Genomic DNA, 13259 nt, shown 5'->3' on the forward strand with positions numbered 1-13259 from the left:
CTGCGCAGATCCTGCCTAGACTGGCTGCGACCACGATCAAGCCAGGTGCTCGATGCCGGCCGCAGCGGGTGCATGCCGTGCGCACGCAGGCGGTGGCGACCAGCCGCCGCCGGCAGGCGTGACCGCCCGCATCCGGTGTACGAAGGCGGCGAACCGGCCCGCGCAGGCTGGCAACGCGGTCGACCCGCTGCGGGCGTCGCGCCACGCCACAGGTGGCAGATCAGCGCGATACGCGCCGCATCGGGTCTGTCTGTGCGCACTGCACGGCCAGCGGAGTCATCGCATAGGGCGGAGATGGCCAGGTGCAGCTGGAGGTTCTGCGACCCAGGCGCTCAGCCATCGCTGTCGGCGATCACCACTGCCGGCAGTTGACCATTGTCGTAATCGATGCGGTTACGGCCGCTGCGCTTGGCGCGGTACAGCGCAGCATCGGCGCGCGCCAGCAGTTGCTCGAGCGTTTCGCCGGGCTGCAACCACGCCACCCCGATCGAGCAGGTGACATGCAGCCAGCCACCATCGATAGGGTAGTCGCCGCAGATGCCGCGATGCAGGGCATCCAGCCGATGGGTGGCTTGTTGGGTCAACCCCGGCAGCACTGCCAGCAATTCTTCGCCGCCATAGCGGCCGATGCGGTCGTCGCCGCGCACCAGCGTATCCATGCGGCGGCCGACTCCGGCCAGCACCGCGTCGCCGGCCAGGTGGCCGTGCTGATCGTTGACCAGCTTGAAGTGATCCAGGTCGATCAGCACCACCGCCAGCGGTTGGGCGGTCGCGTCGGCGCGCTCCAGCATGTCGCGCAGGGCAGCAAGGATGCCTGCGCGGTTGAGCAGGCCGGTGAGTTCGTCATGGGTGGCCTTGAGTGCCAGCGCGGCACGGGCCGATTCCAGATCGCGCTTGTCCTGCTCCAACTCTGCGGTACGTTGGGCCACCAACTGCTCCAGCTCGCGCTTGCGACGCAGCAGTTTGGCGGTACGCCAACGCAGCAGCACGATCACCGCGGCGATGGCCAGCACCACATAGCCGATCAGCGCGGGGATGCTGCGCCACCAGGGTGGGCGCAGCACGAAGTGGAAGCGCGCCACCTCGCTTGCGCTGCGTTGATAGGCATCCAGCGCCTGCACTTCGAGCGTGTAATGGCCTGGTGGCAGCAGCGGATAGGTGAGATGGCTGAGCGAGGTGGTGGTCCAGCGCGCCTGATGGCCCTGCACGCGGTAGCGGAAACTGATGCGGTCGGCGCCGCCCTCGACGCCGGGCGTGTCCAGCTCGATGTCCAGCGGCGTTTCCGACCAGTCCAGCACGCCGCCGGCCGGTACGATCTGGGTGCCGCGACGGACCTGGCTGACCTCGACCCTGAGCGCCTGCGACGCGAACAACTGCTGCGGGTCGCGCAGATGGCTGAGCCCTCTGCTGCTGCCGATCCAGATGCTGCCGTCGTCGTCTTCGAAAAATGCATTGGACGCCAGGTCGTCCCATAACAGACCTTCGGCGTGGGTGATCCGCGACCAGCGGCCACGTTGGTACAGATCCAGCCCCTGGCTGCTGCCTACCCACAAGCGGCCCTTGCGGTCGTGGCGCAGGATGAAAGGCATCACCCTGGACAGCAACGGGTCGTCCACCGCCTGTACCGGCAGGCTGCCGTCTGCCTGCAGGCGGCCGTGCCATAACCCGGTTTCGCGCAACGAGAGCCAGATTTCGCCATCGGGTGCGAAATCGATCTGGTACATGTCCTGGGTGGGCAGGCGACCGGTGACCGGCACATGCACCCAGCGCGTCCCGTCGCGGCGGTACAGGCCATCGCCGGTGGCAGCCCACAGGCGGCCCTGGGGGTCGAAGTCGATGTCGCCAACGAACGTCGTCGCCATTGCCGGGTCGGAGATCAACCCGTAGGGCGGGCTGGCCTGGCCGTGCGCCAGCCCGCGCGGTGTCGCGATCCAGACCGAATCGTCGCGATCGAACAGGATCTTGTAGCCAGGCCGCGGCAGATCCATCACGCGCCGGGTCAATCCGGTCGCCGGGTCGCGCCGCGCGATGGCGCCGGAGTAATACGACACCCAGGCCGCGCCATCGGGCGCCACCGCGATGCTCAGCGTCTGCGACAACGGCTTGCCGTCCTCCAGGTGCCAGGGCTGGGCGTGCGTGGCGCGTGGCGCGAGCAGGTTGGCGCCGCCATCGGCGCCTACCGCAAGCGTGCCGTCCGGCAGGCGCTGCATGGACCAGATGGGCGCCGCAGCCATGCCCTGCGCTTCGGTGAGATGCTCGATGGTGCCGTAGCCGAGCAGACGCTGCAGCCCGGTGCCGCGCGTGCCGATCCACAAGGTGCCGGTGCTCTGGAACAGCAATGGGCCGACCAGCGCATCCAGCTGCATGCCCTGGTCGTTGCCGATGTCGGACCACTGTGAGCCCTCCCAGCGCACCAACCCTTGATCCGATCGCGTCAACATGCGGCCCTGCGGGTCTTCCACCATCGTGGTCGCGCCGGACATGGTTTTGAAGCTGTTGTGCGGATTGGCCGGGCGCTCCTGAAAACGTGACGCGCCGGGTTCGCGCGAGACCATGATGCCGCCGCCGCGCAGCCACAGCCGGCCGCCACGCTCGCGAAAGATCACACGCCAACGCTTGGCCGGTACGCCATCGGCTTCGAACAAGGTTTCGACCACCCTGCCGTCGGCGTCCAGGCGGCAGACACCGGCGTTGCAGGACACCCACAGCGACTGCCCATCGGCCAGCAGGGTACGGCCGACCTTGAGCACGTTGCCGTCGGCTGTTCCCAGCTCCAGCGTCTGCACCTGCCAGTGGTCGCCGTCGGTAGGGGTCAACGCCAGCAACGCGCCGTCGCTGACGACCGCCACGCCATTGCGATAGGCCGCGATCACGTTGCCGGCATCGGCACTGATACGTTCGCCCTCGTTGAACACCTGCACAAACCTGTCGCCGATACGCACGAAAACGCCGTTGGCGGTGGCAACCCACAGCCGTCCTGCGTGATCCAGTGTCAGGGCGCGGGTGTAGCGGGCATCGAGCCCGGTATCGCGCTCGACCGCGATGAAGCGATCGCGTTCGAACCGGTGCAGCGCCAGCTCGGTTGCCACCCACACCACGCCGCGCCGGTCTTCGACCAGCCCGTTGACGGTCATGCCCTGCAGGCCGTCCGCCTGGCCGTAATCGCGGAAGCTGTAACTCTGCGCATGGGCACCGCACGTGCAGGCCAGCAGCAGCACTGCCGCCGCCAACCACAGACGCGCCCGCGACACTGCGCATCGCAGGACAGGACAGGCGAACAGGGCAGGGTTGGGCATCGGCTTCCGCGGGGCGAGGGGCGATATGACGGAACGGGTCGATCGTCCCCAGCGTTGACGGCGACCCTGCGCAAAACTTGAGCCGGCGCGGCTAGGCCGTCAGCTCCCTGGCAGCATCGAAGGCGATATCGAACAGGCGCTGCACCGGCGGTGCGAACTCGCTGGCGAAGCTGGACAGCAGGAACATCCCCAGCAACACCGTCAGCGGCAGGCCCAACTGCATCGGGTTCAGGGCTGGCGCGGCCTTGGCCAGCGCACCGAAGGCCAGGTTCACCGCCAGCATCGCCACCATCATCGGCAGCGCCAGGGTCAGCCCGCCGCGCAGGATCTGCAGGAACAGGGTGGGAGCGACTTCGGCGAAGGCGCTGGCGTCGGGAATGGCGGTGCCGATCGGCAACGCCTTGTAGCTGTCCACCAGCAGCGCGATCACCGCCAGGTGCCCGTTGGCGGCGAAGAACAACAGCCCAAAACCGATATAGAACCACTGCGCGATCACGCCGGAGGTCACTCCGCGCATCGGGTCGGACATCTGCGCAAACGACAGGCCGGTGGCTTGCGACACCAGCTCGCCGGCCAGCGCGCCGGCTTCGAAGATCAGCTTGAGCATGAATCCCATGCTGGCGCCGACCGCCAGTTCGCGCGCGATGCTGAGCACCGCGCTGGCAGTGAAGCCATCCCACTCCGGCACCGGCGGCAGGATCGGCGCCAGCGCCATCGCCAGGGTCCCGGTCAGCATCACCCGCACCCGCCCGGGCACCGCCCGGGTGCCGATCAGCGGCATCGCGGTCAGCAACGCACCGGTGCGCAGCATCGTCCACATGATCGCCCCGACCATCGCGAACGCGCGCTGGCCGTCGATCACCATCTGGGTGGCGGCATCCATCCGGTCCGGCCCGCTAGCCGATCAGATGCGGAATGCGCTGGAACAGCGCGATGGTGAACTCCACCAGATGCCCCAGCAGCATGCTGCCGGTGGCGAACAGGGTGGCCGTCAACGCCACCGCCTTGGCGACGAAGGCGATGGTGGGTTCGTTCAACTGGGTGGCGGCCTGGACCACGCCGATCACCACACCCACCACCAGCACCGCCAGCAACATCGGTCCGGCAATCCACAGGACGGTGACCAGGCCACCACGCAATTCAGTCAGGGCGATTTCAGGGCTCATGGGCGGTGGTGATGCAAGTCGGGTGCCAAAGGGGCGGGGATTGGGGATTCGGGATTGGGGATTCGGGTCGGTGGTTTGGCTGGGAGCTAGAGGGTAGCGCGGACTTTTGCTTGCGGCATGTTGACGCAGCGTCTTCGACGCGTTTCGCCGTTGCCGTTGCCGTTGCCGTTGCTGTGCCTTTGCTGTTCGCTTTACGGGCCCCCATACCGCAGCGGCAATCCGGGTAGATACAACCCGCAGGGCATCGCGCAAGGATGCGCGATGTTTTTGTAAGGGACATGGATGTCCCTTACAAAAATTTCTACCCGGATTGCGGACCTGGAGCGCGCAGCGCGGAAGGCGCGAGGACGGGGTGTGTTTCTTTGGTTACTTTCTTTGCACAAGCAAAGAAAGTGACTCGCCCCCCGAAGGGGGACGAAAGCTCTGCTTCTGCCTTCGCTAGTGTTTTTGCTTGAACGGTTGCTATGAGATTGGAACAGCAAATCAACGGCTTTCACGCCCTGTCGGGCGCGAGTCACTTTTCTTTGCTTGTGCAAAGAAAAGTAACCAAAAGAAAGCACACCCCGTCCTCGCGCCCTCCGCGCCTGCGGCGCTGCGGGTGCGCAAGGCCGGCAGAAATTTTTGTAAGGGACATCCATGTCCCTTACAAAAACGACGCGCATCCATGCGCGCCGCCCTGCGGGTTGTATCTGCCGGCCTTGCCGCTGCGGTATGGGGCCCCGGACGAGCAAAGAACAAAAGCACAGCGCGCCATCCACAGCTACGACGCGTTGAAGCTCGCCGCCAGCGTCCCCACCACCAACACCCATCCATCCACCAGGATGAACAGCAGGATCTTGAACGGAGCGGAGATCAGCATCGGCGACAGCATCATCATGCCCATCGACATCAGCACGCTGGCCACCACCAGGTCGATGATCACGAACGGGATGAAGATCAGAAAGCCAATCTCGAAGGCGGTCTTCAGCTCGCTGGTCACGAACGAGGCTACCAGCACCGGGAACGGCACCGCGTCCGGGCCGGTGTACTTGCCGTCGCCGGCCATCCCCGCGAAGGTCATCAGGTCGGTCTCGCGGATCTGCGCCAGCATGAAGGCGCGCAAGGGCTGGGTGGTCAGTGTCCAGGCGCTGGAGAAGTCGATCTGGTTGTTGAGATAGGGCTGCAGGCCGGCGCCCCACATCTTCTGCCACACCGGCATCATCACCAGCGCGGTCAGGAACATCGCCAGGCCAAGCAGCACCTGGTTGGACGGGGTCTGGCCAGTGCCCAGTGCCTGGCGAAGCAGGGCCAGCACGATGGTGATGCGGGTGAAGGCGGTCAGCACCAGCAGCATCGACGGCAGCAGGGTGATGGCCGTCATCAGCAGCAGGGTCTGCAGCGGCAGGCTCACCGGCTGGTCGCCGATGCGGCCCACGCTGACGTTCGGCAGGTTCGGCAACTGGTTGGAGCCGGGCGGCACCGCCGCCGGGGCGGCGGCGGGAGCGGCGGCCGGTGCAGCGGCCTGCGCCACCGACGGCAGCGCGGCCGGGGTCGCGGCGGCCAGCAGCGGGCAGCTCATCGCCAGCAGGATCAACACCAGGCGGAGGCTGCGCCCCCAGCGATTCCAGCTACTGAACATGTCACGGGTCCTTGCGCAGCTTCTGGGCGAGCAGCTGGGCGAAATTGGGCAGTTGCTTGAGGTTGGGCAGGGTGGGGGCCGGGGTGGGCGGCAGCGGTTCGGGCAAGGTATGCAAGGTGGTGATGCCGCCAGGGGTGACGCCCAGCAGCAGTTGCTGACCGTTGACTTCCACCACCACCACGCGCTCCTTGGCGCCCACCGCCAGGCTGGTGACCAGGCGCAGGCCCTCGCTGCTGCGGAAGCCGCTGCCGGGCATGCGCTTGAGCAACCAGCCCAGGCCGACGATCAGCGCTAGCACCAGCAGCAATGCAAAGACTGCGCCAAACATGCTGGGCGTGGCCGGGGCCTGTGCGCCCACCTGGGTGGCCTTGGCCGCGGCGGGCGCGGCAGCGGCCAGCAGGCCGATCAACGCAGCCTCCGGATCCGCTCGCTGGGGCTGACCACGTCGGTCAGGCGGATGCCGAAACGGTCGTTGATGACCACCACTTCGCCGTGCGCGATCAGGGTGCCGTTGACGTAGACGTCCAGCGGTTCGCCGGCGCCGCGCTCCAGTTCCACCACCGAGCCCTGGTTGAGCTGCAGCAGGTTGCGGATCGGAATGCGCGCGCGGCCCACTTCCAGCGACAGCGTCACCGGCACGTCCAGGATCACGTCCAGGTTGAGGTCGGCGGCGTTCTGGTCGTGCTCGGCCTGCAGGCTGTCGAAGGTGGCAGGCGCGGCGTCGAGGATGTCGGAGTTGGTCATGGGTTGGGGTCCTGGGATGGAACGGCACGCGGAGCTTGCACGCCGGGTGGGCGCACGGCGGTGATCTTCACGGCGTTGTTGCCGTTGGAAACGCCGAATTCGCCGGTGAACAGGGGGATCTCTTCCACGCACAGCGGCACCTGGGCGGGCAGGTCGATCGGCAGGATGTCGCCGATCTTCAGGCCGGTGAGCTGGCGCAGGCTCATGCGCTTGCTGGCCAGCACGCTGGACAGGGTCACTTCGGCGGTATCGAGCTGTTCGCGCAGCATCACGTTCCACGAGTCGTCGCGGTCGTTGCGGTCGCTCTGGATGCCGGCATCGAGAAGTTCGCGGATCGGTTCCAGCATCGAATACGGCAGGGTGATGTGGATCTCGCCGCCGCCGCCCTCCAGCTCCACGTGGAAGCGGCACACCACCACGTATTCGCGCGGGGTGACGATGTTGGCGAAATGCGGGTTGATCTCCGAGTTGATGTACTCGAAGTCCACGTCCATCACCGGTGCCCAGGCTTCCTTCAGGTCGGCGAAGGTCTGCTTGAGCATCAGCTGGATCACCCGCATCTCGGTGGCGGTGAATTCGCGGCCTTCGATGCGGGTGTGGAAGCGGCCGTCGCCGCCGAAGAAGTTGTCCACCACGGTAAAGACCAGGGTGGGCTCGAACACGATCAGCCCGGTACCGCGCAGCGGCTTGAAGCGGATCAGGTTGAGGTTGGTCGGCACGTACAGCGAGTGCATGTATTCGTTGAACTTGACCAGGTCGATGCCGCGCACCGACAGGTCGGCCGAGCGCCGGATCAGGTTGAACAGGCCGATGCGCCACAGGCGTGCAAAACGCTCGTTGACCATCTCCAGGGTGGGCATGCGCCCGCGGATGATGCGGTCCTGGCTGGACAGGTCGTACTGGCGGGCCTCGCCAGGCAACGGCTCCGGCTCGGTGTTGACCGCGCCCGAATCCACGCCGTGCAGCAAGGCATCGATTTCGTCCTGGGAAAGCAGATCACTCACGCTCATGGGGCAGCCTTACTGGGTGACGAAACTGGTGAACAGCAATTCTTCGATGCATTTCTTGCCGGTTTCGCTGGTCATTACCTTCTGCGCTTCGGCCAGCGCGGATTTCTGCAGCTTCTGCTTGCCGGCCAGGTCGGCCACGTCGGTGGCCTTGACCTGGGACAGCAGCATCAACAGGTGCGCACGGATGGCAGGGGCGTTCTCGGTGATGAGTTTGAGTTCTTCCGGGTCGCGGGTGACCAGCTGCACTTCGACCTGAAGATACTGCGGGCCGTCGCCAGGATCGGCCAGATTAACCACAATCGCCGGGTCCATTGGGAAGTACTGTGCCGGCTTTGGCACTTCGGCCACCTTGGGGGCGGCGTGCTTGCCGCCTTTTTCCTCGCCCTTGTGGCCGAGAAAGAACCAAGCGCCGCCGCCGGCGGCCGCCAGCACCACCACACCGATGGCGATCAGCAGGATGGGCTTCTTGCCGCCCTTCTTCTTCTCGTCTTTGTCTTCGGTCTTTTCGGGTTTCTTTGCGGCTGCCACGGTCTGCTCCAGGGGGAATGCTCACCCAATGGATGCAATCAGCGTGCCAAAGCCGCGTCGGTTTCCTGGCACGTATGCGCGGCCACGCAAAATCCCCCCGCAAGCCTTGCGCCGCGGGGGGGGGGGCACACCGTTCCTAGCAGGCGGGCGCGACAGGCCCGCCATGGACGACTGCCGCGCATGGGATCAGGCGTAGGCATCCAGCAATCCACGCTGGCGTAACACGACCGACGGAATTCCGACGACCGGGCTGTCGTCCAGCGCAAGGCCATTGCCCTCGCTGCCGCCGCCGTTGCGATTGCCGGACTGGCTCTGCTGTTGCTGGCCCACATCGGCCTGGCCGAGCTGGAAGCCGTTCTGGCCGAGCATTTCCCGCAGCCGCGGCAGGCTCTGCTCCAGCGCCTGGCGGGTGTCGGCATGGGCGGCGGTGAAGCTGGCGTTGACCTTGTCGCCTTCCAGGTGCAGGCGTACTTCGACCGGGCCCATCTCGTTGGGGGTGAGCTTGATGTGGGCGTGGCCGATCTTCTGGTCGGCCAGCCAGCTCAGGCGGGCGCCGATGGCATCGTCGAAGGTGTCGCTGCCCATCTCCGGGGTCGGGGTGGGCGAGGCGCTGAAGATCGGTGCCGGGTCCTGCACGCGGTTGAGCACGGGCGCGGCGGCAGTGGGCAACACGAAGGCCGGGGCGTCCGGGCCCGCCGCTGCGGCGCCGTCGTCCTTGGCCGGTGCCAAGGCCTTTGCGGCCAGACTCATCAGCGCGGCCGTCTGCGCATCGCCGCTCACCGCGGTGGTGGAGGTGGGCTTGGCAACGGTCGCTGCTGCCAGTGCCAGTGCGCCCAGCGAGGGCAGCGCGGTGCCCACGGTGGCGGAGGCGGCCGGTGCTGCCGCGTCGGTCGGCGCGGCGGTTGCGGTCGGGGTGGTGCCGGCGGCGTTGGCCACGCTGGCCGCCAGCGCAGCGGCAGCGGCGGCCAGTGCATCGCCACCCGGCACGGCCTGGGCCAGCAGGCTCAGGCCGAACCCGCCCAGACCCGGCGGCGGCCAGCCGGCCTCGGTGGCCGTGGCGGCATCGGCCGCTGATTCCTTGCCGTCCTGGCCGTCCTTGCCGGCGGTGCCTGGTTTGGCGGTCGCGGCGGCGGTGCTGCCGTCCGTGGCGGCCGGCTCCTTGGCCGACTGCGCGGGCTTGGCATCGCCGTCCTGCGCACGCGGACGTGCGGTGGCATCGCCGGTGGCGTCATCGCCGCGATCGTCGTCGGCGCGCTGCCTGTCGGGTTGGCTGGACTTGGGCGCGGCCTGCTTGGCCGGCACCCGCTCGGGTGCCTGCTGCGGGGTATTGGTCGGCTGCAGCATGCGCGCGAACTGGTCCTTGGCCGGATCCGGGTCGGACGACGGGTCGCTATAGCTGGACTTCTTGCCGGTACCGGCGAGCGCGCCAAGGCCGGCGGCGAAGGCGGACAGGGGATTCATGCGGATTCTCCGTGGGTATCTTCGGCGCGCGCCAGGCGCACGCGGCGGGCGCCGAGGTCGTCCATTTCGCGCTGGTCGCGGCGTTCGATCACTTTGTTTTCCTGGGCGCGGTAACTGGCGGCCAGCTGTTCCAGCACCTGCTTCTCGCGGCTGGCCAACAGCAGGCGGGTACGCTCGGATTCGACCCTGGCGCGGTTGCTTTCCACGGTCTGGGCCTGCTGCAGCACGGCGCTGTCGAGCCGGTCGAGGAACGCGCGGCGGTTGCTCAGCGCCACCGCGCTGGTGCCGGCCATGTGGCTGTTGGCGTATTCCTCGGCATAGCGGCGCAGTTCTTCCAGGCGCGACTGGTGGGTGTCCAGCATGCGCTGGCGCTCGGCCAGGTCGCGGGCCACCTTGTCTTCCTGTTCCTGCGCGCGGCGCAGCAGGGGATCGATTCGCTTGGACTGCATCATGGATTAATTCTCGGGTTCCACCAGTTGCTGCAGCGCCGACAGGCTGTCGCTCAGCAGCGAGGCCTTGTGCACGTCCTGGCCAAGGAATTCGACGATCTCCGGCCAACGCGCCAGCGCTTCGTCGGTGGCCGGGTCGCTGCCGCGCTGGTAGGCGCCGATGGCGATCAGGTCGCGGTTGGCGGTGTAGGCAGAGAGCAGGCGCTTGAGCTTGCGGATGCGCAGGCGCCAGGGTTCGTCGGCGATGTCCTGAACCACGCGGCTGACCGAGGATTCCAGATCGATGGCCGGGTACAGGCCGCTGTCGGCAACCCGGCGCGAGAGCAGGATGTGGCCGTCCAGGATGGCGCGGGCGGCGTCGGCGATCGGGTCCTGCGGGTCGTCGCCTTCGGTCAGCACGGTGTAGAAGGCGGTGATCGAGCCGCGGCCCTTGGCGCCGTTGCCGGCACGTTCCACCAGCGCCGGCAATTTGGCGAACACCGACGGCGGGTAGCCGCGGGTGGTCGGCGGCTCGCCGACCGACAGGCCGATCTCGCGCTGCGCCTGCGCAAAGCGGGTCAGCGAATCCATCAGCAGCAGCACGTTCAGGCCCTGGTCGCGGAACCATTCGGCAATGGCGGTGGCGCGGTAGGCGCCATGCAGGCGCGCCAGCGGCGGGCGGTCGGCCGGTGCGGCCACGACCACGGCGCGGCGCAGGCCTTCCTCGCCCAGGGTGGTTTCGACGAAATCGCGGACTTCGCGGCCACGTTCGCCGATCAGCCCGACCACGATCACGTCGGCGGAGGTGAAGCGGGTCATCATGCCCAGCAGCGTCGACTTGCCGACGCCGGAGCCGGCGAACAGGCCCACGCGCTGGCCACGGCCGATCGGCAGCATCGCGTTGATGGCGCGCACGCCTACGTCCAGCGAGGTGGTGATGGGTTCGCGCGCCAGCGGGTTGATCGACACACCGGCCATGCCGATGCTGCCTTCGGCGCGGATCGGGCCCTTGCCGTCCAGCGGGGTGCCGTCGGAGTCGATCACGCGACCTAGCAGGCCTTCGCCCACTTCCACGCCGCCACGGCGCCGCGAAGGCACCACGCGGGCATTGGGCAGCAGGCCATGCAGCTCGGCGCTGGGCATCAGGTAGGTACGTTCGCCGGCGAAGCCGACCACTTCCGCATCCACCCAGCCGCCGTCCACCTCCACCTTGCAGGTGGCGCCCATCGGCGCTTCGCAGCCGGTGGCTTCCAGGGTCAGGCCGACCGCGCGGCGCAGGATGCCTTCGCGGATCAGGGTGCGGCCGGCGGCCGGGTCCAGGCCCAGGCCGCCCAGGCGGGTGGCCAGGCGCAGATTGCGCGCGTCCAGCCAGTCGGCGGGGGTGGCTCCCAACAAGGCGCTCACAGGCCTGCTCCGGATTTACGCATGACTGTCTCCAGCGCGGCCCGCAGGCGCGCATCCAGGGTGCCGTCCACGCGCACGCTTTCGGCATGCACGCGCAGGTCGCCGCGGCTCAGGCTCATGTCCGGGGCCACGCGGGTGGTGCTGCTGGGCGCCAGGTGCGGCAGCAGCGCGGTGATGTCGTCCGGGTGCAGGCGCACCTCGACCTCGCGGCCGGCGCCGCCGACCGCATCCACGGCCTCGCCGACCAGCTCGGCCAGCAGCTGCGGATCGGCCTGGTAGGCCCGGCCGACCAGCTGGCCGGCGATGCGCACGGCCAGCTCGCCGAGCGCGCCGACCACTTCGTTTTCCAACCGCGCCAGCGGGCGGGTGAAGTTGTCCAGGATGCCGTCGATCTGCGCGGTCAGGCGGCGCACCTCGGACTGGCCCTGGGCGAAGCCTTCGGCATGACCGCGGGCAAAGCCCTCCTGCTGGGCGGCGTCCTCGATGGCCTGGATCTCTTCCAGGGTCGGCGGGCGCAGCACCGGCTCAAGCATGGCCGGTTCGGCGTACTCCGGCTCCGGCAGGGCCGGGGCCATGTGCAGGTCGGGCGCCAGCCAGCGGGTGACCACGTCGTTCATACCATCGCCTCCGCACCGGCGCCGCCCAGGCTGATGGCGCCTTCGTCAGCCAGACGGCGCACGATGGTGAGGATTTCCTTCTGCGCCGCTTCCACGTCGGCCAGGCGCACCGGGCCGCGCGCTTCCATGTCCTCGATCAGGATCTCGGCAGCGCGCTGGGACATATTGCGGGTGATCTTCTCGCGCACCTTGACGTCGGCGCCGCGCAGGGCCAGGCCCAGACGCTCGCCGGAGACTTCGCGCAGCAGGGTCTGCAGGCCGCGGTCGTCCAGGTCCACCAGGTTGTCGAACACGAACATCAGGTCCTGGATCTTGGTGGCCAGGTCGGCGTCGATCTTGCTGATCTCGCCCAGCACGCCCTGATCCGAGCCGGTGTCCAGGAAGTTGAGGATGTTGGCCGCGACCTTGATGCCGCCGACGTTGGAGGACTTCAGGTTCTGGTTGCCGGCGAACTGGCGCTCCATGATGTCGTTGAGCTCGCTCAGCGCGTTGGGCGGAATGCCGTCCAGCGTGGCGATGCGCAGCAGCACGTCGGCGCGGGTGCGCTCGGGCAGGTTCTTCAGCGATTCGGCGGCCTGGTCGCTGTCCAGGTGCGCCATCACGATGGCGATGATCTGCGGGTGTTCGTTGCGCACCAGGTCGGCGACCGCGCGCGGGTCCATCCACTTCAGGGTGTCCAGGCCGGTGGTGTTGCGGCCCAGCAGGATGCGGTCGATCAGGCCGCCGGCCTTGTCGGCACCCAGCGCCTGGATCAGCACATTGCGGATGTAGTCGTCGGCGCCCACGCCCAGCGAGGTCTTGCCGGCCAGTTCGCCGTTGAACTCGTCCATCACCTTCTCGACCTGGTCGCGCGAGATGCCGGTCATGGTGGCCATGGCGATGCCGATCTTCTGCACCTCCTTGGGGTCCATGTGCTTGAGCACTTCGGCGGCGTCGCTTTCACCCAGCGACAGCAACAGCACCGCGGCGCGCTGCACTCCGGTCATC

General features: G+C 67.8%; 13 protein-coding genes. All 13 read right to left on the reverse strand.

Features of this window, described 5'->3' with window-relative positions:
* Positions 1–332: 332 nt before the first annotated feature.
* The 13 genes from XcodCFBP4690_RS11510 to fliG all read right to left on the reverse strand — a co-directional run bounded on the left by XcodCFBP4690_RS11510 (position 333) and on the right by fliG (position 13258).
* Positions 333–3296 (reverse strand): ligand-binding sensor domain-containing diguanylate cyclase, encoded by a 2964-nt coding sequence (locus XcodCFBP4690_RS11510; RefSeq protein WP_104541069.1) that lies wholly within the window; start codon positions 3294–3296, stop codon positions 333–335.
* A 91-nt stretch (positions 3297–3387) separates the two neighbouring features.
* Entirely contained in the window at positions 3388–4179 is a 792-nt protein-coding gene (gene fliR, locus XcodCFBP4690_RS11515; RefSeq protein ID WP_104541070.1) for a flagellar biosynthetic protein FliR, read from the reverse strand.
* 13 nt (positions 4180–4192) lie between these two features.
* A complete protein-coding gene (locus XcodCFBP4690_RS11520; protein WP_005917968.1) occupies positions 4193–4462 on the reverse strand; it encodes a flagellar biosynthetic protein FliQ in 270 nt (89 codons plus the stop codon).
* Between the two features lie 760 nt (positions 4463–5222).
* Positions 5223–6080, reverse strand: a complete 858-nt coding sequence (gene fliP / locus XcodCFBP4690_RS11525) for a flagellar type III secretion system pore protein FliP (protein ID WP_104541071.1) — start codon at positions 6078–6080, stop codon at positions 5223–5225.
* 1 nt (position 6081) lies between these two features.
* Positions 6082–6489 carry a flagellar biosynthetic protein FliO gene (gene fliO / locus XcodCFBP4690_RS11530; RefSeq protein ID WP_104541072.1) on the reverse strand — a complete coding sequence of 136 codons (408 nt, stop codon included), beginning with the start codon at positions 6487–6489 and terminating at the stop codon, positions 6082–6084.
* The gene (gene fliN, locus XcodCFBP4690_RS11535) at positions 6486–6824 is read right to left on the reverse strand and encodes a flagellar motor switch protein FliN (protein WP_104541073.1); all 339 of its coding nucleotides are present in this window, start codon (positions 6822–6824) and stop codon (positions 6486–6488) included. Before fliN ends, fliO begins: the two co-directional genes overlap by 4 nt.
* Complete coding sequence (gene fliM / locus XcodCFBP4690_RS11540) at positions 6821–7834, reverse strand: flagellar motor switch protein FliM (RefSeq protein ID WP_104541074.1); 1014 nt, start codon at positions 7832–7834, stop codon at positions 6821–6823. Before fliM ends, fliN begins: the two co-directional genes overlap by 4 nt.
* 9 nt (positions 7835–7843) lie before the next feature.
* Positions 7844–8362, reverse strand: a complete 519-nt coding sequence (locus tag XcodCFBP4690_RS11545; protein ID WP_104541075.1) for a flagellar basal body-associated FliL family protein — start codon at positions 8360–8362, stop codon at positions 7844–7846.
* Positions 8363–8548: 186 nt separating this feature from the next.
* Positions 8549–9823 carry a flagellar hook-length control protein FliK gene (locus XcodCFBP4690_RS11550; RefSeq protein WP_104541076.1) on the reverse strand — a complete coding sequence of 425 codons (1275 nt, stop codon included), beginning with the start codon at positions 9821–9823 and terminating at the stop codon, positions 8549–8551.
* Positions 9820–10275, reverse strand: a complete 456-nt coding sequence (gene fliJ, locus XcodCFBP4690_RS11555) for a flagellar export protein FliJ (RefSeq protein ID WP_104541077.1) — start codon at positions 10273–10275, stop codon at positions 9820–9822. Before fliJ ends, XcodCFBP4690_RS11550 begins: the two co-directional genes overlap by 4 nt.
* Positions 10276–10278: 3 nt before the next feature.
* Positions 10279–11655: a FliI/YscN family ATPase gene (locus XcodCFBP4690_RS11560; protein WP_104541078.1), complete on the reverse strand. Its 1377-nt coding sequence runs from the start codon at positions 11653–11655 to the stop codon at positions 10279–10281.
* On the reverse strand, positions 11652–12272 hold the full coding sequence (locus XcodCFBP4690_RS11565) for a FliH/SctL family protein (RefSeq protein ID WP_104541079.1): 621 nt from the start codon (positions 12270–12272) through the stop codon (positions 11652–11654). The genes XcodCFBP4690_RS11560 and XcodCFBP4690_RS11565 overlap by 4 nt, the downstream gene beginning before the upstream one ends.
* Positions 12269–13258, reverse strand: coding sequence for a flagellar motor switch protein FliG (gene fliG, locus XcodCFBP4690_RS11570; protein ID WP_104541080.1), 990 nt, complete (start codon positions 13256–13258; stop codon positions 12269–12271). Before fliG ends, XcodCFBP4690_RS11565 begins: the two co-directional genes overlap by 4 nt.
* Position 13259 lies beyond the last annotated feature (1 nt).

Origin of the sequence: Xanthomonas codiaei, from assembly GCF_002939785.1 — a bacterium.
In the GTDB taxonomy this organism is placed as follows: Bacteria; Pseudomonadota; Gammaproteobacteria; order Xanthomonadales; family Xanthomonadaceae; genus Xanthomonas; species Xanthomonas codiaei.

Coding starts and splice junctions, on each gene's coding strand:
- XcodCFBP4690_RS11565 (WP_104541079.1), bottom strand. CDS start 12,272: ATGAACGACGTGGTCACCCGCTGGCTGGCGCCCGACCTGCACATGGCC.
- fliG (WP_104541080.1), bottom strand. CDS start 13,258: ATGACCGGAGTGCAGCGCGCCGCGGTGCTGTTGCTGTCGCTGGGTGAA.
- fliN (WP_104541073.1), bottom strand. CDS start 6,824: ATGACCAACTCCGACATCCTCGACGCCGCGCCTGCCACCTTCGACAGC.
- XcodCFBP4690_RS11520 (WP_005917968.1), bottom strand. CDS start 4,462: ATGAGCCCTGAAATCGCCCTGACTGAATTGCGTGGTGGCCTGGTCACC.
- fliM (WP_104541074.1), bottom strand. CDS start 7,834: ATGAGCGTGAGTGATCTGCTTTCCCAGGACGAAATCGATGCCTTGCTG.
- XcodCFBP4690_RS11510 (WP_104541069.1), bottom strand. CDS start 3,296: ATGCCCAACCCTGCCCTGTTCGCCTGTCCTGTCCTGCGATGCGCAGTG.
- XcodCFBP4690_RS11550 (WP_104541076.1), bottom strand. CDS start 9,823: ATGAATCCCCTGTCCGCCTTCGCCGCCGGCCTTGGCGCGCTCGCCGGT.
- fliR (WP_104541070.1), bottom strand. CDS start 4,179: ATGGATGCCGCCACCCAGATGGTGATCGACGGCCAGCGCGCGTTCGCG.
- fliJ (WP_104541077.1), bottom strand. CDS start 10,275: ATGATGCAGTCCAAGCGAATCGATCCCCTGCTGCGCCGCGCGCAGGAA.
- fliP (WP_104541071.1), bottom strand. CDS start 6,080: ATGTTCAGTAGCTGGAATCGCTGGGGGCGCAGCCTCCGCCTGGTGTTG.